This is a genomic window from Rahnella ecdela, from assembly GCF_019049625.1.
GTDB lineage: Bacteria > Pseudomonadota > Gammaproteobacteria > Enterobacterales > Enterobacteriaceae > Rahnella > Rahnella ecdela.
In genome coordinates this window covers 177,062-198,058 of record NZ_JAFMOY010000131.1, presented here as the reverse complement: position 1 = coordinate 198,058, position 20,997 = coordinate 177,062, and the positions used below count along the sequence as shown (strand labels likewise).

General features: G+C 50.7%; 16 protein-coding genes. 1 reads left to right on the top strand and 15 read right to left on the bottom strand.

The window, feature by feature from the left end; genetic code table 11:
- Positions 1-176: 176 nt before the first annotated feature.
- From ldtD to cmoM, 5 genes are all read right to left on the bottom strand, one after another.
- Positions 177-2,027: a L,D-transpeptidase gene (gene ldtD / locus J1784_RS19550; protein ID WP_217150567.1), complete on the bottom strand. Its 1,851-nt coding sequence runs from the start codon at positions 2,025-2,027 to the stop codon at positions 177-179.
- 400 nt (positions 2,028-2,427) lie between these two features.
- Entirely contained in the window at positions 2,428-6,876 is a 4,449-nt protein-coding gene (gene mukB / locus J1784_RS19545; RefSeq protein ID WP_217150566.1) for a chromosome partition protein MukB, read from the bottom strand.
- Complete coding sequence (gene mukE, locus J1784_RS19540; RefSeq protein WP_217150565.1) at positions 6,873-7,604, bottom strand: chromosome partition protein MukE; 732 nt, start codon at positions 7,602-7,604, stop codon at positions 6,873-6,875. The genes mukB and mukE overlap by 4 nt, the downstream gene beginning before the upstream one ends.
- Entirely contained in the window at positions 7,585-8,907 is a 1,323-nt protein-coding gene (gene mukF, locus J1784_RS19535; protein WP_112287358.1) for a chromosome partition protein MukF, read from the bottom strand. Before mukF ends, mukE begins: the two co-directional genes overlap by 20 nt.
- On the bottom strand, positions 8,904-9,689 hold the full coding sequence (cmoM, locus tag J1784_RS19530) for a tRNA uridine 5-oxyacetic acid(34) methyltransferase CmoM (protein ID WP_132965315.1): 786 nt from the start codon (positions 9,687-9,689) through the stop codon (positions 8,904-8,906). Before cmoM ends, mukF begins: the two co-directional genes overlap by 4 nt.
- Positions 9,690-9,836: 147 nt before the next feature.
- On the opposite strand from cmoM, the gene elyC reads away from it, so the two are divergent.
- Positions 9,837-10,616 carry an envelope biogenesis factor ElyC gene (gene elyC / locus J1784_RS19525; RefSeq protein WP_217150564.1) on the top strand — a complete coding sequence of 260 codons (780 nt, stop codon included), beginning with the start codon at positions 9,837-9,839 and terminating at the stop codon, positions 10,614-10,616.
- Positions 10,617-10,627: 11 nt separating this feature from the next.
- Here the strand turns inward: elyC and J1784_RS19520 are convergent, their stop codons facing one another.
- The 10 genes from J1784_RS19520 to ihfB all read right to left on the bottom strand — a co-directional run bounded on the left by J1784_RS19520 (position 10,628) and on the right by ihfB (position 20,982).
- Positions 10,628-11,521 (bottom strand): YcbJ family phosphotransferase, encoded by an 894-nt coding sequence (locus tag J1784_RS19520; protein ID WP_217150563.1) that lies wholly within the window; start codon positions 11,519-11,521, stop codon positions 10,628-10,630.
- A 193-nt stretch (positions 11,522-11,714) separates the two neighbouring features.
- Complete coding sequence (kdsB, locus tag J1784_RS19515) at positions 11,715-12,467, bottom strand: 3-deoxy-manno-octulosonate cytidylyltransferase (protein ID WP_217150562.1); 753 nt, start codon at positions 12,465-12,467, stop codon at positions 11,715-11,717.
- Positions 12,464-12,646 carry a Trm112 family protein gene (locus J1784_RS19510; RefSeq protein ID WP_056771818.1) on the bottom strand — a complete coding sequence of 61 codons (183 nt, stop codon included), beginning with the start codon at positions 12,644-12,646 and terminating at the stop codon, positions 12,464-12,466. Before J1784_RS19510 ends, kdsB begins: the two co-directional genes overlap by 4 nt.
- Positions 12,647-13,054: 408 nt before the next feature.
- Positions 13,055-14,278 carry a winged helix-turn-helix domain-containing protein gene (locus tag J1784_RS19505; protein WP_217150561.1) on the bottom strand — a complete coding sequence of 408 codons (1,224 nt, stop codon included), beginning with the start codon at positions 14,276-14,278 and terminating at the stop codon, positions 13,055-13,057.
- A gap of 95 nt (positions 14,279-14,373) precedes the next feature.
- Positions 14,374-14,586, bottom strand: a complete 213-nt coding sequence (locus J1784_RS19500) for a cold-shock protein (RefSeq protein WP_120130813.1) — start codon at positions 14,584-14,586, stop codon at positions 14,374-14,376.
- Positions 14,587-14,835: 249 nt separating this feature from the next.
- Positions 14,836-15,045, bottom strand: coding sequence for a transcription antiterminator/RNA stability regulator CspE (gene cspE, locus J1784_RS19495; protein ID WP_013574839.1), 210 nt, complete (start codon positions 15,043-15,045; stop codon positions 14,836-14,838).
- Between the two features lie 349 nt (positions 15,046-15,394).
- Positions 15,395-16,384 (bottom strand): tetraacyldisaccharide 4'-kinase, encoded by a 990-nt coding sequence (lpxK, locus tag J1784_RS19490; RefSeq protein ID WP_217150560.1) that lies wholly within the window; start codon positions 16,382-16,384, stop codon positions 15,395-15,397.
- On the bottom strand, positions 16,381-18,129 hold the full coding sequence (gene msbA / locus J1784_RS19485; protein ID WP_217150559.1) for a lipid A ABC transporter ATP-binding protein/permease MsbA: 1,749 nt from the start codon (positions 18,127-18,129) through the stop codon (positions 16,381-16,383). The genes lpxK and msbA overlap by 4 nt, the downstream gene beginning before the upstream one ends.
- Positions 18,130-18,167: 38 nt before the next feature.
- Positions 18,168-20,447 (bottom strand): DNA internalization-related competence protein ComEC/Rec2, encoded by a 2,280-nt coding sequence (locus J1784_RS19480; RefSeq protein WP_238485619.1) that lies wholly within the window; start codon positions 20,445-20,447, stop codon positions 18,168-18,170.
- A gap of 250 nt (positions 20,448-20,697) precedes the next feature.
- Positions 20,698-20,982: an integration host factor subunit beta gene (gene ihfB, locus J1784_RS19475; RefSeq protein WP_013574835.1), complete on the bottom strand. Its 285-nt coding sequence runs from the start codon at positions 20,980-20,982 to the stop codon at positions 20,698-20,700.
- Positions 20,983-20,997 lie beyond the last annotated feature (15 nt).

Genomic DNA, 20,997 nt, shown 5'->3' with positions numbered 1-20,997 from the left:
CAGTTTACTATCCGATAAGAGAGTCAAAAAGAAGTGCGATTTATGCACCGTTTCGAACCTTAACTGCCAACTATCAGCGAGTCAAGAGACCCTGATACGCAAAACGAGCGTGCCAGTGGCTCACGCTCGTTGTATGGCCAAATACTCTGACCCTTATCAGATTAGTTTTACTGCATTTATTGAAGCAAAATTTCTGCCTGAGGCAAAATTTGAGCGCCAGATCTCACTGTTGCATCATAATTGTAAATATCTGTGCGGAACTGCGGCTTACCATCATCCGCTACCCACGCCGTCAGATAGAACAGTTTTACCGGTATATGATGGCGGATAGCCACGTAAGTGGTGTTCCCGCCCTGCAATGCAGAAGAGATACGCGTGTCGTTCCACCCGGCATCCTGCAGCAACATATTCGCCAGTTCAGAGGCTTTATTGACCCTCACACACCCTGAACTCAACGCACGAATATCTTTGCTGAAAAGATTATGATTCGGCGTGTCATGCAGGTAAATCGCGTCAGAACTCGGCATATTGAATTTATACCGGCCAAGCGAATTACTTACGCCCGGTGCCTGACGGATACGATACGGGAAGTGGTTAGGCGATACCATCGCCCAGTCGATCATGGAAGGATCTATGACTTCCGCATCATTGCTCCAGCCTGACAAGACCTGATAGCCGTGTTGCTGGAAGTACCCCGGATTGTTCATGGCTTTCGGTACAATATCTTCGCGCACTAATGTTGTCGGCACATTCCACGGTGGATTCACCACCACGTTATTGAGCGCACTGCTCATTAACGGCGTTTTACGACTCGGACGACCGACAATAACCCGTGACGACAATACTTCATTGCCATTGAGATAATAGGTGAGTTGATAGTTGGGAATATTCACCATAATGCCGGTATTCACATTCCCTGGCAGAATACGCAGACGCTGAATATTCAGTGCCAGCAATGTCGCACGAAGCTGCGGCGAAGCATTCAGCCATTGGCGAGTACGTCCGCCGATAATTCCATCAGCTTCCAACCCCTGCCATTTCTGAAAGCGTTTCACCGCTTCCACTAAGTCAGACGTGTACTGGTTATTTGAAACAGCAACAGGCACTGCCGGTGCAGGCGTTTCTGTGGACTGAACCGAAGGCAGAACATCCTGAACCGACGTTGCAGAAGGACTTACCGCTGGTGTGGCCGCCTGCGCTTTATCGGCGGTTTCATCCACAGACAAGTCATCATTTGCCGCGCTTCCCGGGGTATTCGGTGCGATAGTTTCATCCGTAGGTTTCGGAGCACTGGTTTCCTGAGGCGAGGCTATCATCATGCCCGTTCGGGTGAGAATTTCACGCAGCGCCGGAACATCATCACTGATTTGATCAGGACGCAGACTTGCAGAACCGCGCATCGCAGGCCACGGACGGTTATCCGCCAGCATCGTTTTCAGCGCGTCATGCATTTTGGCGTAATAAGGATGCTGTGGCGTCAGCGTCGACAAATAGTGCGCGGTATCCCCCTGCCGCACCGCCAGCTGCCACTGGTTAATCACTGTCAGCGAAGGCGTGGTCATCTTGTAGGGTGTCGTACCGTAAAGCCACTTATCCCCGTTGGCTTCCACGCTGCTGGTAAACTGCAAATATCCCAGCATCGCATCAGATAGCACGACATCGCGCGCCATGCCGGTCACTTCAGGATCTGTCAGCCATTTTACCCATTGAGTAAACTGCGGCTGAATACCGGAAATGGCCAGCTCGGCTAACTGCTGCTGGAATATCTGTACCGTTTGCCGATCTTTCCACATCGGCTGCATATGATTAGCGGCATAAAGCGATGAGAGAGATGACAGATAGAGAGGACGGATACCTCTTGGCATTAACTCTGCCTGCAACTGGCTCATGCTCTGCACGCTGGATAGCGTGGTCTTTCCGACCGGCATGGTTGGAACTGTCGCCCAGGCCGCAAACCACGGAGACAGACCGCTCGCCAGCAAACAGCTGGCGACTAAAAACCTGAGAGACCTTTGATTCATTAACATCTTCCCTTGCCTCCCGATAATGTGCCCAATTCATTCCCCAAAATTAAGCCAGCAACGTCTGGTTTAAGTATATAAACATAATTCTTTTTTTGCGCGGTAGCTCAATGAAATACAGTCCGCGTGTTACGTGAAGACTCTAAGCCAGCCGCCAGACGAAATAAAGGTTTGATTGGGTACTTTCCGTTCAATGGCAATCCGTCAGCTCAGATTTCATCCAGTCATTAGGAAAATCTTTATCTTAAAATTAATAAAGTATGGAATTTTGAGGGAAATATCTGATGAATGAATAAATGAATATGGAAGCTGAAAAGGCGCACAGAAAAGGAACAACGAAAATATCGGGGAAAAAGACAAAAAAAAGCCCCGACATAAGCCGGGGCATGATCATATTGTAAAATAATCAGGAAACGTCAGCTTCAGTATTGGCCAGTGCGGGAAGTTCTGCGGCAAAACCGCGTAAACCCACCACATGCACATGTTCATTATTGCCAAACACTTTACGCACAAGTTTATACGTCGTCCCTTTTTCCGGGCTGATGTTTTCTGGCGCAGCGATGATCAGCTGCATTTCAAGACGGTCACACAGTTCAAACAGCGTGGCTATGGATTTGGCATCCAGACGCGCGGCTTCATCAAGGAACAACAGTCGGCATGGCGAAATATCTTTACCACGCATACGGCTCGACTCATCTTCCCAGCTCTGAACAACCATCACCAGAATCGACATACCGGTACCGATCGCTTCACCGGTCGACAGCGCGCCGCTTTCCGCGCGCAGCCAGCCGTCTGAACCACGGTTGACTTCCACTTCCATTTCCAGGTAGTTACGGTAATCCAGCAGTTCTTCACCGATGGTTTGTGGCGTACGCTGCCCCATATCAATTTGCGGATTCAGACGCTGATACAGTTTCGCCAGCGCTTCTGAGAAGGTCAGACGGTTACTGCTGAACAAGTCCTGATGCTGTTCCTGCTGTTCAGAAAGCACATCCAGCAAGCCCGCATGGGCTTCACGCACATTCACGTTCAGACGCACACTTTTCACCTGACCAAACGCCACAGCCTGTAGCCCCTGGTTCAGCTGGCGGATACGGTTTTGCTCACGCTGAATGGTTTTGCGGATGATATTGGCCACACTTTTCGAACTGATAGCCAGTTGCTGCTCGCGGGCGGTCAGTTCTTCAGTCAGACGTCCCAGCTCGATTTCCATCTGTTCGATGGCTTCGACCGGATCGTCAGTGCGGATGATATCCTGACGTATACGTTCGCGCAGATGCTGATACACGGCGATGTAGAACTGGATTTTACGTTCCGGACGTTTTGGATCTTCTGAAAGACGCAGCACGTCGCGCAGATGTTCGTTATCCGACACCGCCAGGCGCAGCGCACCCAACGCTTTATCCGACATCGAACGCAGTTCGTCTCCATCCATGTAAGCCAGCTCGCGGCGGTGCAGACGGCGTTCAACGCCGTTATCTTTCACCAGACGCATGACCGCACACCAGCCTGCTTTCGAGGACACCACCTGCTCACGGCTCTGATGATAATCGCGCTCAAGCTTACGCAGTTTTTTCTGCAGATTATCCATTTCTGCTTCACAGAAAGTGATCTGTTTTTCCAACTGGTTGCAACGGGCGCGGTTAGTGCTGAGCGCGGAGTGCAGCTCATCACGACGGGTTTTGGCACGCGCTTCGGCGTTTGGATCAGCCTGAACGCCGATATCCTGCAATTCCTGGCTCAGTTCCTTGAGCATATCGCGTTTGGCATCGAACGAACTTTTCAGCGAGGCCAGAACCTGACTGTACTGAGTCAGCTGAGTCTGATGCTGACGCATCTGCTCACGGGCACGCGTACGTTCCGCTTCCGCATGTTCCAGACGCTGACGCAGTTTGTCATTCAGGTCGCTGTTTTCGTTCAGCATACCGGCAGAGTCGGTATAGCTGAAGTGCGCACGACGCTGAACCACTTCGGTCAGGGCAAATGCCTGCTGTTTCGCCAGACGCTGTGAATGCTGCGCCTGTGCGTAATCCTCTTTCAGTTGCTCGTGCTGCTCCGGATCACTTTGCAATACCGACACCAGCGGTTCCAGCTTAGCCAGTGAAACACCGTGTTGCTGAATGAAACGGGCAGAATCCTGCGCCTCTTCCATTTCTTCACGGATTTCTTCCACACGGTCAATCAGCGTTTCGTCGCACAATAAACCAACACGCGGCTGCAATTTATTGAGCATGCCGATAGCGTCTTTCGCCTGCTCGTATTGCTGACGCTGCTGCTGATTCTGGCCTTCGTGAGCATTGATAGCACGGTCCAGTTCGCCACGACGTCCGCTCAGTGTGCGGATATCAGCTTCGGGATCGGCATCAAACGCAACGGCCAGATGGCTGCCGATGAAACGGCTAAATGCCTGATGTGCACGTTGAATTTTCTGCACGTCAAACGACAGCGTCGCGTAGCGTTCGGAAAGATTCTCGCGTTCTTTATGCAAAGTTTCGAGACGATTTTCACGCGCCGCACGACCAAATAACGGCACCTGCGGGAAGTGGGAATAACGCCACTGACGGTCACCGGTTTTGACCAGCACTGCGCCCTGCATTTCTTCCACTTCAAACACGTTGTCATCGAATGACTGCGGATCCCCTTCGATCAGATAGAGATCTTCCGGACAATCATCCAGACCGTCGAGCTGATCGCGGATCAGTGACAAATCAGGCACGACAATCGCGTGGCGTGACGGGCCATACAACGCGGAGAAGTAAGGCGCATCGTCGATGGTGACATCATCGTAAATTTCAGACAACAGCACGCCACCAAAGCGTTCGGCCAGCGCGATCATACGGGGATCTTCCGCGCCACTTGGCTGGCTGAGGCGGGAGATCTGGCCTTCAATGCGACGTTTGCGGGCAGAGACTTCGTCGCGCTCAACCGTGGTTTCGCGTTCCGTTTCCAGCAACTGCTGCATGTATTCGGTAACCTGCTGGCTGCTTTCCAGCGGTTCTTTACTTTGCTCGCTCAGCTGGCTGAGGGCTTCCTGCGCGGCCAGCCAGACCGGCGCACGGGCAGTCAGTTCACGAATACGCGACTGAACCTGCTCAAGTTCCTGACGCATTTCCATGCGACGTTCACCGGCCTGCGATACAACGACTTGTAATTCTTCAATCTGGACTTCCAGCTCACGCTGCATTTCGTCCAGATCTTCCGGATGCACGTCCTGACCGGTGCGTTTGCAAAATTCCTGCAACTGACGCTCGGCGTCCTGCTGTTCACGCAGACGGCCCTCCAGCTCGGACAAACGCATGCGCAGCGGTTCAACGCGCTCCGCCTGATGTTGCTGAGAAGACCAGTCGCGTAGTAATTCACGCGCTGTTTGCCAGGCTTCGCTACGACTGACTTCACCGGCGATTTTCACCACCAGCTGATACGCATTTTCGAACTGATTATGAGCGGCAGACGCGACGCTCATTTTCTGTTCCAGCATCAGCAGAATTTCAGTGGCTTCCTGTTCTTTGCTCTGGAACGTTTCGAGCCATTCTTCACTGTTCTGAATGCTCAGATCAGGGATCTGACACAAATCGCGCGCGCGCTCAATGGCCTGTAAGGCTTGCTGATATTGGATCGCACGGGTTTGCTGAACATCCAGCGCCTGCTGGTAATCAGCCAGCTGACTTTTCAGCTCATCTACTTCCAGCTCAGCCGCTTCCGCACGCGCTTCGTGTTCTGCGTGCTGCTCGCTGGCTTCCGCGACGACTTCGTTCTGCTCTTCCAGACGGTACGTCAGTTCTTCAAGATCACTTTCGTAACGCTCGATTTTTTCCTGCTGACGCATCGCGGTCTGAACCAGACTCAGATGGTCACTGGCAGCCTGATAATCGGTTTCCAGATCACTTTGCGAACCGCTTTGCTCAGCCAGTTCACGCGCCATTTCAACATGACGATATTGCTCGCTGGAAAGCTGTTTGCGACTGGTCAGCAAATCATTACGCAGCACCAGCGCACTATCGAGATGAATACGGCGCTCGTTGGCGTGGCGCATATAGTCGGCGGCAACGTAAGACGTCGCTTCAGAAATCAGATGCTTAAACAGGTCACGGTCAGATTGCGTAACGCGGATCGCTTCCAGCGTCATACGGTTTTCACGCAGCGCCGCTTCCATGTCCTGGAACGCTTTACGCACACCGCTGTTTTCCGGCAGCAAATAGTCGCGCAGGGAGCGGGTAATCGCGCTGGAGATACCGCCGTACAACGAGGCTTCGATCAGGCGGTAGAATTTACTACGATCAGACGCTGAACGCAGACGACGCGGGATCACACCCAGATCGAACATCAGCGCATGGTAATCGGTAATTGAGTTGAACTGCTTGAACTGCACGCCTTCCATTGCTTCAACGCGCTCTTTCAATTCATGCAAAGGCAACACACGCGCCTGACGTTCACCCACGGTTTCCGTCAGCATTTCCGTCGGGTTTACTGCCACCGGCAAGCCCTGAATGGTGAAAGGCTTGATGTCGACTTTACGGTCACGACCGGCAACTTGTTGCAGACGAACACCCACAACGATGCGCTGGTGGCGCGAGTTGACGACATCCAGAACCGAGTAACAGACCCCTGCGCGCAATTTACCGTGCAGACCTTTGTCACGTGAGCCGGAGGTTGCGCCCGCTTCGGTGGTATTACGAAAATGCAGCAACGTCAGGTCGGGGATCAGCGCCGTAACAAAGGCGGCCATGGTGGTGGATTTACCCGCCCCGTTACCGCCGGAAAGCGTGGTGACCAGTGAGTCGAGGTCAAATGTCCGGGCGAAGAAGCCGTTCCAGTTAACCAGCGTCAGTGAGCGAAATTTACCGCGTTCAATCATTCCTGTTCATCCTCTGCGCTTTCATGCCCTTGCTGCCCTGCCAGCGGCTCGCCGTCTTCACTCTCGTCGTTCAATGATAACGCGCTGTCGACCGGCATCGCTTCACCGTCGCGGATCATACGCAACTGAGCTTCGCGCGCATCATCGCCGCTGCGAACATCCGCACCAAAACGAAATACGGCTTCAGTAATACGGAATTTAGTGCTGTCGACGCCCATGAAGTACACCATCCCCAGACGGCGCAGGCGGTTCAGGGAAGTGCGGACTTTGTCCTGCAACTTCTGGCGATCTAAATCAGAGCCGGTTGAGCGCTGGTTGACGTATTTCAATAATTTGCTTTCGTCGGCCAGACTCAGCAATTCGTCATACAGTTCCTGCTGGGTAAAGATCCCTTCATGCGCCAGACGTTCGGGGCTGAGATACAGATAGCAGAGAATTTTCCCGACCATCATGTCCAGCTCAGAAAGCACGGATCGCGGGATAAGCGTGGTGGAACGCGGGCGAAGATAGAAGAAACCTTCCGGTGCCCGGATTAATTCCACGCTGTAGCGGCTGTAAAACAGTTCCATTTCTTCCTGATAGTCCATCAGGAAAGCGTGGTTATCCAGTTCATCAATGCCGATATGACGGCCAGAACGCAGCTGGCTGTCGAGAGCAGGAAACACTGAGTTCGCCAGTGCCTGCGCCAGCTTAGCTGGCATTATGTGTTCAATATTTGTCGATGACATGGGCCTGCACCTTGGCTCCGTAATCATTGATTGCCTGCCATTCGGCGTGCAACCCTGAAAAATCTGCTTCAGCCACACCGAGGCGTACCGCCTGGTCGACCACAATTCGCGCGACATCAAAGTGTCGGGCACGCGGATACTGCTTAAGGTATTCACGCATTACCATGCCCAGATTGAGCGGCGTTTTTTGTTGCTGATAAACTTGTAATGCCTGTTCAATCAATGCCGCAAGTTGTTCGCGGATTTCGTTAAATTCTTCAAACTCGAGATCTGGCGGAAGTTCGCCGGTCACTTCTTCGCTGCGCAGTGCCAGCTCTTCGTCCCGCATATCAAGCAAACGGTCGGCATTAGCAAAGGTCAGCGTCCACGGCTGGTCAAAGTAGTTTTGCACCGACTGACGCAGACGTTGCGCAAACACCCTGTTTTTATCCATGTCGATCGCAGTACGGATAAATTTATGTACATGGCGGTCATAGCCAATCCACAGGTCAATGGCCTGCTGACCCCAGCTGGTAATGCGGTCGAGTTTGTTCTGTAAGTCGAACACCAGTTTGTCGACGAAACTCAAATCAAGTTCAACCATCGTGGCGTCCTGAATGCGCATCAGATGTGCCTGCAACAGGTTACCCGCCGCTTCGAGCGTATCTTGTAATTCACGCAGCGTGCCGGAGGTTTCTGACAGGAGGATTTCACAGCTGGAAATGGCCGCGCGCCAGTCTTTATTCAGCAGTGCGGCGATGTCGTCTTTCACACCCTGCTGCTGTTCGTCCATGATGCGCTGGGTCATGTCGATGCTGTCAAAAATCTCAGCAACGGAATATTTAAGAGGCGCGTACACGTTGCGATGCCAGTGGAAATCATCGCCGCCCTCTTCGGCCGCATCAGCAGCACGTTTAAGTTCCTGTGCAACAATCGACAACTGCATAGACAACCGCAACGTGGAAAATTCACGCTGGCGGATGTAATAATCTGAAATGCCAATTGCCAGCGGGGTCAGGCGATAAATGGCATTACCATCCGCCATTTCACTGACAAAACGGTTGAGCAAGCGCTGACGCACCATGTCATTGATGGCGTTATTGGCACGTACGGTAATGGTTTCATTAGTCTGCTCAAATCCTTTGCTGACGTGACGAAACGCATCGACCAGTTCACCCTCACTCATTTCCCCGTCAAGGCGCTCGCTGTTTAACGTGGCAATCGCCAGAAGAAAAGCCAGCCGCTCCGTTGGCAGTGAAATTGAGAAATCATTTTTCCGTGCCCAGGCGACCAGTTCGGGTACAGTCTGGGAAAATTCACTCATAATTCGTCCTTCAGAATGGGTTTGTGCGCCATCACATGGATGTAACGTCCCAAACTAACAAAAGGTTCCTGACGGCAATAACGCTGCTCCAGCGCCAAAAGCTCGTCAAAATCCTGCTTATGTTGTTGTCTGTTTCGCAAATAATCGTGGAACACTCTAACACCGGTCTTGCCGCTTATCTGCATTCCCAGTTCTTCCAGCCACTGATATACCTGCGCAGGTTCCAGCGGATGATCGGGTAACAGGGAGCTTTTTTTGATTTTTGGCACACCCGCTTCGACATGACCGAAATTGCCGAGGATCATATGCCGCATGACCAGACCGTGAATATTGTAAAACATCAGCGATAATGCGCCACCCGGAGCCAGACAATCGACCAGCGCAGCAAGCGCCTGGCGAGGTTCAGCCAGCCATTCAATGACCGCATGGAACAATATCAGATCAACCGGCTGTTCCAAATGTTCTGCGATGTGCTGAGCCGGACATTGTACAAATTGCATGTTCCCGCTCACACCTTTTTCCACCGCAGCCGCCTCGGCGCGTCGGATCATCTCACCGGAGAGATCGCACAACAAGACCTGATGTCCTAAAGCAGCAAGTTCACAGGCCATTTGTCCTTCACCGCCGCCCGCGTCGAGAATACGCAATGGACGCTGAGGCAGTGTTTGTAACAATTCCTGCAGATCCTGACCCAGCACAGCCTGACGGATACGTCCCTTAGTTGTGCCGTAGATATTGCGTGAAAACTTTTCCGCCATATCGTCGAAGTTACGATCCTGCATGAAGAGATACCTGTTCCTGATGGTGCATTCTGTTAAAGGGTTTATCTGCGCGACCTGCTATCTTGGCACAGGCTGGCATAGAATAAATCATCCTGACGCGGATTCATGCCCGGATGTCGTTTTTTCACCCAAAAGGACCGCTTTCTGATGTTATTTATCCTAAAAAAGACCTTCGGCGGTCTGTTATTACCGCTGCCCTTTATTCTGGTCATCATGGCGATGGCACTGGTGTTGCTATGGATAACCCGCTGGCAAAAAACCGGAAAAGTGCTTTTTTTACTGAGTTGGCTGCTGTTACTGCTGCTGAGCGTGCAGCCGGTGGCGGACAGTCTTTTACGCCCAATAGAATCCGGTTATACGACTTATCAGATACCGGGGCATACGCCCGTGAACTATGTGGTGGTTTTGGGAGGCGGTTATACCTATAACCCGGACTGGGCGCCAAGTTCTAATCTCATCAGTAACAGCCTGCCACGGGTGACGGAAGGTATCCGGATTTACCGCGCGAATCCCGGTTCGAAAATGATATTCACCGGGGCACAGGCGATGACGAATCCGGTCAGCAGTGCCGCTGTGGCCGGAAAGGTCGCGCAGAGTCTGGGGGTGCCCGAAAGCGATATTATCCTGCTCGATAAACCCAAGGATACACATCAGGAAGCGCAGGAAGTGAAAGCGCTGATCGCCGGACAGCCTTTCGTGCTGGTGACATCAGCAAATCATCTGCCACGGGCGATGGTGTTCTTCCGGCAGCAGGGATTGCATCCGATCCCGGCCCCGGCGAATCAGCTTGCGATCGACTCACCGCTTAATCCGTGGGAACGGGCCCTGCCGCAGGCGCTGTTCTTATCGCACAGCGAACGGGCATGGTACGAAACGCTTGGGCGCTTGTGGCAGTGGATAACACTGCCCGCGCCCGCAACGACGTAGTTAACGTCAGCTCAGTTCAGCCACGGCAGCAGCTGTTGCCGTGCAAAATCAAACTGGCGCCTGTCAAGTTTGCCGGTGTGGATCATATGAGCAACAGACTCCCACACCAGATACATCCAGCGGCGGGCAAGGAAGTTTTCCGAAACCGGTGCTTTTTGCAAATAGCCGAACAGCAACTGCTCGCTCATCCCTTTTTCCCACAGGCGGAACAAATCAAACTCACGCGGTGCCCATAAAACCGGCCCTGGGTTGATCATCGCCAGCAGCTGATCGCTGCGCGGATCTTTTAGCATACTGCGTAACGACAGATTGCCGTGAACCAGTACCGGCTTGTCATCAAAATCTTCAAACAGCGCGGGAATGCTGGCACGGGAACGGAAAAGCAGCGTGCGGTCTTCTGGCGTAAGCTCGGGTGCCTGTAAATTTGTTAACGTCGACCACAGCACTTCGATTCTTTGCGGATACCAGTTTTCCCAACTATTTTCCTGTGTGCTGTCGACAGACCCGACGCAGCCATGGCTGTCGATGCGGTGCCAGGCCAGCATCGCTTCGACAATTTGCTCCTGTAATATTTTCCACCGTTCCGGCGTGCGCGTAGGAGCTTCCGCTGAAACACCGCGCAAGCGCTCGATTAACAGGATTTCCTGATAAGGTTTCTGATGCGTGGTGACCATGCCATAAACCGTCGGAAACCGTACCACGCCCTCTCTCGCCAGCATTGACAATTTATAGGCTTCCTGTCCGGCGATACCCTGACAGATAAAACTTTTCGCCAGCAGAGGCATGGCATAGCCCTGCTCATCATAAAGGGAAAACAGATGGGCATAAGGCTGCTCACTTACACATTCCAGTCGGGACAAACGCTCGCCCAACACGATGCTCAATTCGGCTTTTAGCTGTTCCATAACGTATTCGCAGTGACGAAAAAGTTAACGTTTATGATGAAAGCTTCAGTGACGGATTACCCCGTTTCAGATCAAACAAAAACCGGATAATGAGGGCAGAAAAAGGAAGATGTCGCGCAAAACGCAGGGAAAGTTTGAAATGAAGGAACGGAATGCCGTGACATCCCGTCTTATTATTTTTGGCGCGTGGTTTTTATGAATGGCTCAGGATCGCGCGCACGCGTTCTAAATCTTCTGCCGTATCCACACCCACGGACGGAATAGCTTTCGCCACATCAACGTGGATTTTTTCACCGTACCACAGTACCCGCAGCTGTTCGAGCAGTTCGATATGCTCAAGCTGGCTCGGTTCCCATTTCACATACTGGCGGATAAACCCTGCACGGTAGGCATAAATACCTATGTGGCGAAGGAAAGTATCCCCTACGGTTTCTTTCGAAACGGCGAAACGCTCACGTTCCCAGGGAATAGTCGCGCGTGAGAAATACAGAGCATAGCCCCTTGCATCGCGGACAACTTTTACGGCATTCGGGTTGAACGCTTCTTCCGCCGTTTCGATTGGTACGGCAAGCGTCGCCATACCTGCTTCGCTTTTTGCCAGATTGTCTGCCACCTGACGGATAATCACCGGCGGGATCAATGGCTCGTCACCCTGCACGTTCACGATAATCTCGTCATCAGCAAACTGGCACAATTCAATCACTTCAGCCAGACGCTCAGTGCCGGACTCATGGTCAGGACGGGTCAGACAGACTTCGCCACCGGCTGCTTCCACGGCTTTCGCCACATCGGGGTGATCTGTCGCAACAATCACTCTTTTCGCCCCAGACTCAAGGGCACGCTCCATTACATGCACAACCATCGGTTTGCCGTTAATATCCGCCAGCGGCTTGCCAGGTAAACGGCTTGACCCAAAACGGGCAGGAATAATTGCAATAAAACTCATGGGTGCGTCTCATCAACAGAAAGCGGACGGGCTTCATTTTCTAAAAGGACCGGGATACCGTCACGAACCGGATAAGCCAGGCTGTCTGCCTTACACACCAGTTCCTGTGATTCTTTATTAAAGTAGAGCTTGCCGTTGCAGACTGGGCACGCAACGATTTCAAGTAAACGATGATCCATAAGTTCCTCCCGGAGGCGAATACACCGCATTTTCAGTAAGGTGTAACGCAAAAAAACATTGGAAAACACAAGACAGCGGTTCCAGAGGATAGCATAACGCCCGTCACCCGTTAATCCTCACTTCACCTGCGGATACCCCTAAAAGGTTAATTCGATGTAACTGAAAAATTTCACCAGCGAATGATTGCGTTGCAGATTTAGTGGGAGTACAATTTTTTTGTGATGCAAGTCACACTATCAACCCCACATAAGAGCACTAAAATGAAAACCATTAACAAAATCATCGCAATGTTCGCTAATTTCAGTCACTAATACTGAAGTCAAACCTGCAATCATCGTGAAATAACGGCTGCCTGACGCAGCCGTTTCATTTTACGGGATCCTGACTGCGGGATGACATTTGTGACATCAGACCTGCCAGTCCGTCCCCCAGCGCGCTATAAGTGTTTCAGGCACATTTCCCGTCACTACCCTTTCAGCCTCTTGCCACTGCGCAAACCGCGTAATCGCACCGTGAACATCCTGTGCGCGACGCGCTGTCATTGTGACCTGCGGTTCAAGATGCAAACTTTTCACTTCCAGAATTTTTTCTTTACGGTGCATTTTGGCATCTACCCGGCCAATCAGTTCACCCCGCTGCAATACAGGAAGCGTGAAATAGCCATACAGGCGTTTTGCTTCCGGCGTATAACACTCGATCCGGTATTCGAAGTTGAACAGCACCGACGCGCGTTTGCGATCCCACACTACGGGATCAAAAGGCGAAAGCAGCGTGGTGACAGTTGAGCTGATTCGTGATTCAGTTGCCTGTTGCAACAGAGAATACTGTTTCTGATGAACGTAAAAAATTCCTTCAAGTCCTGTGACTTCAACCGCTGTGATTTCTCCTTCCGCCAGTAACTGTGCAATCACAGCTTTAGTATTCACACGCTTAAGGCGGTAATAGTCCGCCAGCCATTCCGGTTTGAATATACCGAGATACTGCGCCGACCGTCGCAGCATCTGGAATTGTGCCGCGTTTTGTTTAAGAGTCTGTCTGGCATCATCCCAGCCAGGCATCACCCGCTCAGTCAGATCGTAGACACGGTGGAAATTACGCCGTTCAGACACCATCAGTTTTCCCGAGGTGAATAACGTCTCCAGATGTTTTTTATGCGGCTTCCAGTCCCACCAGCCACTGGCAGATTTCTTATCTGCTGTGAAATCGGCCGAACGCACGGGGCCGTTTTCGGCAATATGTCCCAGCAGTGCCTGAATATCCGATTCATGCTCATCAAACCAGGCCTGAGAAAACTTCCATCCCATTCCCTGTGGATCCAGCATCCGGTGGCGTAACAATCCGTAATCTTCACTGGGAATAAAACAGGCTTCATGCGCCCAATATTCAAATATTTTTCCGGCGGCAAGCGCTTCTTCCAGCCATTGCGGAGAATAGCTACCGAGGCGGCTGAAGAGAACCAGATAAGGGCTGCGGGCTACCACGCTTATGGTGTCGATTTGCAGTAATCCCATGTCATGAATGGCCTGTGTCACATCGGCAGCGGACGGTTTTCGGGTAAGGGGTGTTAGCAAATTTTGCGCAGATAAATGGAGAGTGCGGGCTGAAGCGAGAGATATAACCGGGTGAGACATATCGGTATCCAAGGCAGCGAATAAACTGTGGATACCGATAGCATATTTTTTCCGGAGCGTAAAATTCAGCTCAACGGTGAACGACTAAACCAGACTCAGAATGCAATCACATCTGCCGCTGAAGGGCCATGTGCTACGCTGCGATAGGTTGTGAACTCTACCTTCTGACCAGCACTGAGTGATTTATTTTTAGTATTGGCGATGGCCGTGCGCTGAACATAAATTTCAGAAGTACCATCAAGCGGGCAAATAAAACCATAGCCTTTAGCCTGGTTGTACCATTTTACTAAACCCATTTTTAACATCATAATTTCTATCCTTTCTTTTGGGCATCCATGAACACACTTTTTTATTATTGTTCGGATGCGTTTGCCCATTTCTAAGTTATTTTTTTATAAAAAACCTCTAATGAGCGAATTATTTAACGATTATTTTTACTTTTTAAATTTTAAAACTTAACTGACTTCTTCTCACTAAAAACCCGCCATAGGGCGGGCTTTATTCTGCTGATATAAATCACGATTCACGTTATTTTATATCACCACGTTAGTCTCTTATCAGAGAGCGATAACGTTGGCAGCAGCCGGACCGCGCGGGCTGTCCTGAATGGTGTATTCTACACGCTGGCCTTCAGCCAGAGTTTTGAAACCATCAGTTGCGATTGCAGAAAAATGTACGAATACATCTTTACCGCCATCAGCTTGCTCAATAAAACCAAAACCTTTGCTTTCATTGAACCACTTAACCTGACCATTTTTCTTAGACATATTTAAAACCTTATTACGAAATATAAAATCCTGCCATTCGGCAATGTTGGCCAATAGTTCAGACAATTACTTATGGGGAGGACTTAGAAGGTTCGTCTTGGAAGCGGAATCATCGGGAAAGAGATAACGTCTGGGAGGAACTGCTTTACTCTACACTCATACATAAATAGCGCTGCAACACAGGCTGCACGCATTTACTCATAAGTACTGCCTGATAGCAAGTCACCTTACGCAATTATTTTCAATAAAAGCGTGATTTAAAATTTAAACCTTTAAAATCAGTCACCTTGAAATTATATATTTACGTAAACTTTAAATCAGAATGTGAATTTAGTCTCAAAACCTGGGTTCAGCGTATATTTTCCAGAATCAGATCGCTGATTTTTTGCAGTAATTTCTCTGCAAGAACCCCTTCGATTTTTGCATCTACCGGCAGATACCACCAGTCAGGTTGAGCAAATGAGCGGCATTTTACTGCGTCTTTTTCAGTCATCAGAAGAACTTGTCCGGATTGTGCAACACCTGAAAGCGTATCCGGTGTGTAAGGCTGGTGATCAGAGAATGCGACTTCTTTTTGCACGTTTACATTCAGCTGTTTCAGCGTGGCAAAAAAGCGTGGCGGATGTCCAATCCCGGCCATTGCAACCACATTCGACAATTTAGCAGGATCACGCTGCTCACCGGTCAACAGATTGATGGCTTTCCCAGGCTCGAGAATCATTGCTAATTCGCCTTGGTGCGCCGTGCCGCCATTCGTTATCACAGCATCAACTGAGCGCAAACGTGAACTGCGTTCCCGCATCGGTCCCGCAGGCAACCAGTGCCCGTTGCCGAAGCGCCTGATGCCATCAACCACAACAATTTCAACATCACGCGCAAGTGCATAATGTTGAAGACCGTCATCAGTGATAATCACATCCAGCTCATGCGAGGCAAGAAGTGCTTTTACTGCATCAGAGCGAACCGGGGACACCGCAACCGGTGCCCCCGTTCTCTGAAAAATCAACACGGGTTCATCACCTGCTTGTGCAGTTGATGTTCCCTCACTGAGCAGCAACGGATAGCTTTGGGCTTTTCCGCCATATCCGCGTGAGACCACCCCGACACGGAAACCATGCTGTTGCAGTGTTTCAACCAGCCAGATAACCACCGGCGTCTTACCGTTACCTCCGGCAGTCAAATTCCCGACCACCACCACAGGCACTGGAGCCCGCCAGCTTTTTTTCAGCCCTGATTTGTAGCTGTAACGGATCAGCGTCGAGACCAATCCGTAAAGCCATGCCAGCGGCAGAAGTAACAGATATAACGGTGATTTCCCTGACCAGATGCGATCAATCATTGCCCGAATTGCATCCGGTAAAGTTGTGAATAAACACCGCGCTCTTCAAGCAAATTCGCATGTGAACCGCGTTCCACGATACAGCCGTCCTCAATCACCAGGATTTCATCCGCTTTTTCGATAGTCGATAAACGGTGAGCGATTACCAGAGAGGTACGGTTTTTCTGCAATTCATCCAGCGCCGCCTGAATAGCACGTTCAGACTCAGTATCCAGCGCTGAGGTGGCTTCATCGAGGATCAGAACAGGCGAGTCACGTAACAACGCACGTGCAATGGCAATACGCTGACGCTGACCGCCTGAAAGCAGAACCCCATTCTCACCAATGACCGTATCCAGTCCTTGATCCATTTTGCCGATAAAGTCCATCGCATACGCCATGGTGGCCGCTTTTTCGATTTCTTCGCGGGAATAAATATCAGTACGGGCATAAGCGATATTATTGGCGATGGTATCGTTGAACAAATGGACATTCTGGGAAACCAGTGCCACCTGATCACGCAGTGAGGACAGGGTGTATTCACGCAAATCATGCCCATCCATCAGGATCTTACCTTCCTGAATGTCATAGAAACGTGTCAGCAAATTCGCGATGGTCGATTTACCAGAACCGGAGCGTCCCACCAGGGCAACGGTTTTCCCTTCAGGAAGATCGAAGGAGATATTGCGCAGTGCCGGAATATCGCGGCCAGGATAAGTGAAAGTCACATTTTTGAATTCCACGTCTCCTTTCACACGTTTCACTTCCAGTTTGCCTTCATCTTTTTCCTGTTCCATATCCAGAATGGAGAACAGAGTCTGACAGGCAGCCATACCGCGCTGGAACTGAGAGTTAACGTTAGTCAGGGATTTCAGCGGACGCATAAGGGCAATCATGGAAGAGAACACGACCGTAATCGTACCTGCGCTGAGCGTTTCCATAACAGACGGGAAGCTCGCCGCATACAATACGAAAGCCAGCGCCAGAGAAGCAATCAGCTGGATAATCGGGTCTGAAATTGAAGATGCAGAAACCATCCGCATACCCTGCTGGCGCATACGGTTACTGACTTTATCAAAACGCGCGGTTTCAACTTTCTGACCACCGAAGATCAACACTTCTTTATGGCCTTTCAGCATCTGCTCAGCGCTGGTTGTCACCTGCCCCATGGTGTTTTGCATCGACTTACTGATGTTACGAAAGCGTTTAGACACTACGCGGATAACGACCGAAACAATCGGCGCAATCACTACGAGGATCACCGACAGCTGCCAGCTGTAATAGAACATCATGGCAAACAGTCCAATGATCGAAGCGCCTTCACGTACGACCGTCACCAGTGCACTGGAAGACGACGACGCGACCTGTTCTGAATCGTAGGTAATGCGCGAAAGCAAAGTACCGGTTGATTGCTGGTCAAAGAAGGCAACGGGCATTCTCATCATGTGACCGAACAGACGGCGGCGCATATGCATCACCACTTTGCCCGAAACCCATGAAATGCAGTAGCTGGAAATGTAACCACTGACACCACGAACAACCATCAGGCCGATAACGACCAGTGGCATCCAGAGAAGAATTGAGCGGTCAGCTTTACCAAAACCGTCATCCAGCAGCGGCTTCAGCAAAGACAGCATGAAAGTATCACTGGCGGCGTTAGCGACCAGCGCAATAGCCGCAGCGATAAGCCCGGCTTTAAAAGGTGTGATCATCGGCCACAAGCGGCGGAATGTCTGCCATGTGGAGAGATCTTTATCGTTCATCATGCAATATCAACCAGCATCGAAAGAAATAGCGGTCTATTCTACTCATTATCTTCTGATACTCCAAACTGGCGGTGATACCAACGGCGGTTTAATTGCTCGCGTAAGCCATTAATTGTCCAATAATCGTCATAAATGAACAAACTCAGCTGACCCGATTCAGAGGTAGAATGCCAGTCATGGCGCGCTTTGTTGTATCTGCTAACAACTTTATGCGCGGGCAGATGCCATTTATTGAAACGTGAAGCAGAAGCGAGTGCGGTAACAGGTTTGACCGTTCTCAGGAAAGGCGGCGTCGAAGACGTATTGCTCCCGTGATGGGGAACCTGTAGCACCGTCGCCTGTAAATCCTGACGCCACTTCATGATGAGAGCCTTTTCTGTTTCTGCTTCAATATCGCCGGTCAGCAGTAGACTAAACGCCCCCTCACTGACGCGAATGACACAACTTTCATTGTTTCCCGCATCTGCGACCAGCCGCTCAGGCCACAGCACTTTAAACGTCAATCCCTGCCATCGCCATTGCTCACCGGCGGTACATTTTAAGGGATTCTGCTGGGACATCGAGCTTTGCCGAAGCGTAGCTTCAGGATATTGGGCTTGTATGATTTCTAATCCACCACGATGATCCATATCATTGTGACTGATAATTATCTGCTCCAGCTGGATATTCCGCCAATTCAGGAACGGAATAATATTCTGTTCAGCCGCCGAACTGCCTTCCCACCGGTTGCCGGTATCATAAAGAACCCCCTTTCCGTTTCTGCTGATGAGAACTGAAAGACCGTGACCGACGTCCAGCATATCTACCCGCCACCTTTCCGCCGGGATCCTTATAAACGAAGTGGCAGAGAGAGCACACAAAGAAAGCAGCAAAGAAGAAGAGTGTTTAACGGGCAGGAGGCGCCAGCAAATAATCATCGGCCATCCCAAGAGGCTTAATACCAAAAATGATTCACCAAGCGGAGTCCAACCTGCTGCAAAAGGCTTTACTCCCCACATGGCAAGACTCAACGTAGAATCAGCAAGTTGCCAGACAATAAACTTCGCGCTAATCAGCCAGCCCGCTGGCAGCAAATTAGCAAGTAAGGACAACAACACCAAAGGGACGGTGATCAGTGAAACAACCGGCACTGCCCACAAATTAGCCAGGAAAGAAAAAATATTTACGCCGTGGAAAATCACAATTTGAATTGGCACCAGCAGAAAAGTCATGCCCGCCTGTAGATGCCCCCAGCGCAAAAATGACCAATACCACGCATGCTGAAAACGGGCCGGTAGCGGCGCCCACTGAAACCAAAACACCAGAGATGCCACCGCAAAACAGGATAACCAGAAACTGTCCGACAGCAGATTCATAGGATCTAAAAGCAACAACAGCGCCACTCCCCACAACCAGATTTGCCACGGATGACAACGAATACGGAAGAAACGGAGAGTCAGCCACATTGACACCGCCAGTGCCGCGCGTAAAGCAGGCGCATTTCCGCCCGACAGCCAGGCATATGTCAGCAATAATATTCCACTGACTAATAGCGGAAAGCGGTAGTCAATCATTCTTTCCGGCATAAAGAATTGCAGTCCGCGCGCCAGCCACCAGCCGAATAAGGCTGCAATACCGATATGTAGCCCTGATATCGCCACCAGATGCGCGATCCCTGTTCTCTGCAAAAGAAGCTTTTCTGGCCCCTGAATTAGCCCTTTCTCACCAAATGCCAACGCCACCAGCACTGGCGTATTTATCAACTGCGGCATCCCCTGCTGTACCCGGTGGATAAATTGCTGACGAAGGGTGCTAATATTATCAAGCAGTTCAGCGTTTCGGATTGTAGCGGTCAGAGGCGCATGCTGAGACAAAGCCCAGCGCTGCGCGTCAAAGCCGCCTTCGTTGAGCAGGCTATGGACAGGACGTAAGCTGACATTCATTTGCCATCGCTGACCGGCCTGAAGGTCTTCCCCTTTCTCACGCCACTTTGTTCTGAACATAACCGGTGGAAAGACTCTCTGGCCTTCAAGACTTTCAATTTTGAAGAACTGAGATTGTTCACTGGCACTCCCAAGATTAATGGTTTGCAAAGTAGCAGTGACATTTCTGGAGGTCCCCTGAAATGTATTTATCTGCTGTATCTGAATTCCTCCCTGGTAAGCCCCCCAACTGAAACTTAGCAAAGTGATCGCTAATACCCTGCATAGTTTTTGCTGCCTCGCGGCCAGTGCCCAGGCGAAAGTACATAATGCCGCCAGAAAGCCTGCTGTAGGGATGTGGGGAAGAAATACCAGTGGCACCATGCCAGTTATGAAGGCAGCTGCAGCCTCATCCAATGAGATTTTTATTTTTTGCTCCCTGACGTTTAACCACCAATCCCTTTGGTAGCTTTCCGTTGTGGAGTATGATTTTCATGCAAAAAAGGGACAAGCAGCAGAGAGAGTCAATGCGAGACATTACGCAAAATATCGAAAGGAGACAGGGTTTGAAGGGATAAACATAAACAAAAAGTACAAAAAAAAACGGCACCCCGAAAGGTACCGTTTACGTTCGCTATAGGCAGACATTTATGTTCAGGCTAAAGCCTTAGCCATAAATGTTCGCGCGATCACGCAACTCTTTGCCTGGCTTAAAGTGAGGGACATACTTGCCGTCCAGCTCAACTTTATCACCCGTTTTAGGGTTGCGCCCAACACGCGGAGCACGGTAGTGAAGAGAAAAACTGCCAAACCCACGGATTTCGATGCGTTCACCATCAGCCAAGGTTGCAGCCATATGCTCAAGCATCTCTTTCACTGCATCCTCAACAGCTTTCGCCGGGATATGAGAGTGCTGGCCAGCAAGTCTTTCAATAAGTTCAGACTTGGTCATAGTACCTCCAAGCTT

What these genes read in the sequence shown, in the direction of transcription:
- J1784_RS19500 (WP_120130813.1), bottom strand. Translation starts at nt 14,586, where the DNA reads ATGATGTTAAAAATGGGTTTAGTAAAATGGTACAACCAGGCTAAAGGC.
- ihfB (WP_013574835.1), bottom strand. Translation starts at nt 20,982, where the DNA reads ATGACCAAGTCTGAACTTATTGAAAGACTTGCTGGCCAGCACTCTCAT.
- mukE (WP_217150565.1), bottom strand. Translation starts at nt 7,604, where the DNA reads ATGTCATCGACAAATATTGAACACATAATGCCAGCTAAGCTGGCGCAG.
- J1784_RS19510 (WP_056771818.1), bottom strand. Translation starts at nt 12,646, where the DNA reads ATGGATCATCGTTTACTTGAAATCGTTGCGTGCCCAGTCTGCAACGGC.
- mukF (WP_112287358.1), bottom strand. Translation starts at nt 8,907, where the DNA reads ATGAGTGAATTTTCCCAGACTGTACCCGAACTGGTCGCCTGGGCACGG.
- cmoM (WP_132965315.1), bottom strand. Translation starts at nt 9,689, where the DNA reads ATGCAGGATCGTAACTTCGACGATATGGCGGAAAAGTTTTCACGCAAT.
- msbA (WP_217150559.1), bottom strand. Translation starts at nt 18,129, where the DNA reads ATGATGAACGATAAAGATCTCTCCACATGGCAGACATTCCGCCGCTTG.
- lpxK (WP_217150560.1), bottom strand. Translation starts at nt 16,384, where the DNA reads ATGATTGATCGCATCTGGTCAGGGAAATCACCGTTATATCTGTTACTT.
- J1784_RS19505 (WP_217150561.1), bottom strand. Translation starts at nt 14,278, where the DNA reads ATGTCTCACCCGGTTATATCTCTCGCTTCAGCCCGCACTCTCCATTTA.
- kdsB (WP_217150562.1), bottom strand. Translation starts at nt 12,467, where the DNA reads ATGAGTTTTATTGCAATTATTCCTGCCCGTTTTGGGTCAAGCCGTTTA.
- elyC (WP_217150564.1), top strand. Translation starts at nt 9,837, where the DNA reads ATGTTATTTATCCTAAAAAAGACCTTCGGCGGTCTGTTATTACCGCTG.
- ldtD (WP_217150567.1), bottom strand. Translation starts at nt 2,027, where the DNA reads ATGTTAATGAATCAAAGGTCTCTCAGGTTTTTAGTCGCCAGCTGTTTG.
- cspE (WP_013574839.1), bottom strand. Translation starts at nt 15,045, where the DNA reads ATGTCTAAGAAAAATGGTCAGGTTAAGTGGTTCAATGAAAGCAAAGGT.
- J1784_RS19520 (WP_217150563.1), bottom strand. Translation starts at nt 11,521, where the DNA reads ATGGAACAGCTAAAAGCCGAATTGAGCATCGTGTTGGGCGAGCGTTTG.
- mukB (WP_217150566.1), bottom strand. Translation starts at nt 6,876, where the DNA reads ATGATTGAACGCGGTAAATTTCGCTCACTGACGCTGGTTAACTGGAAC.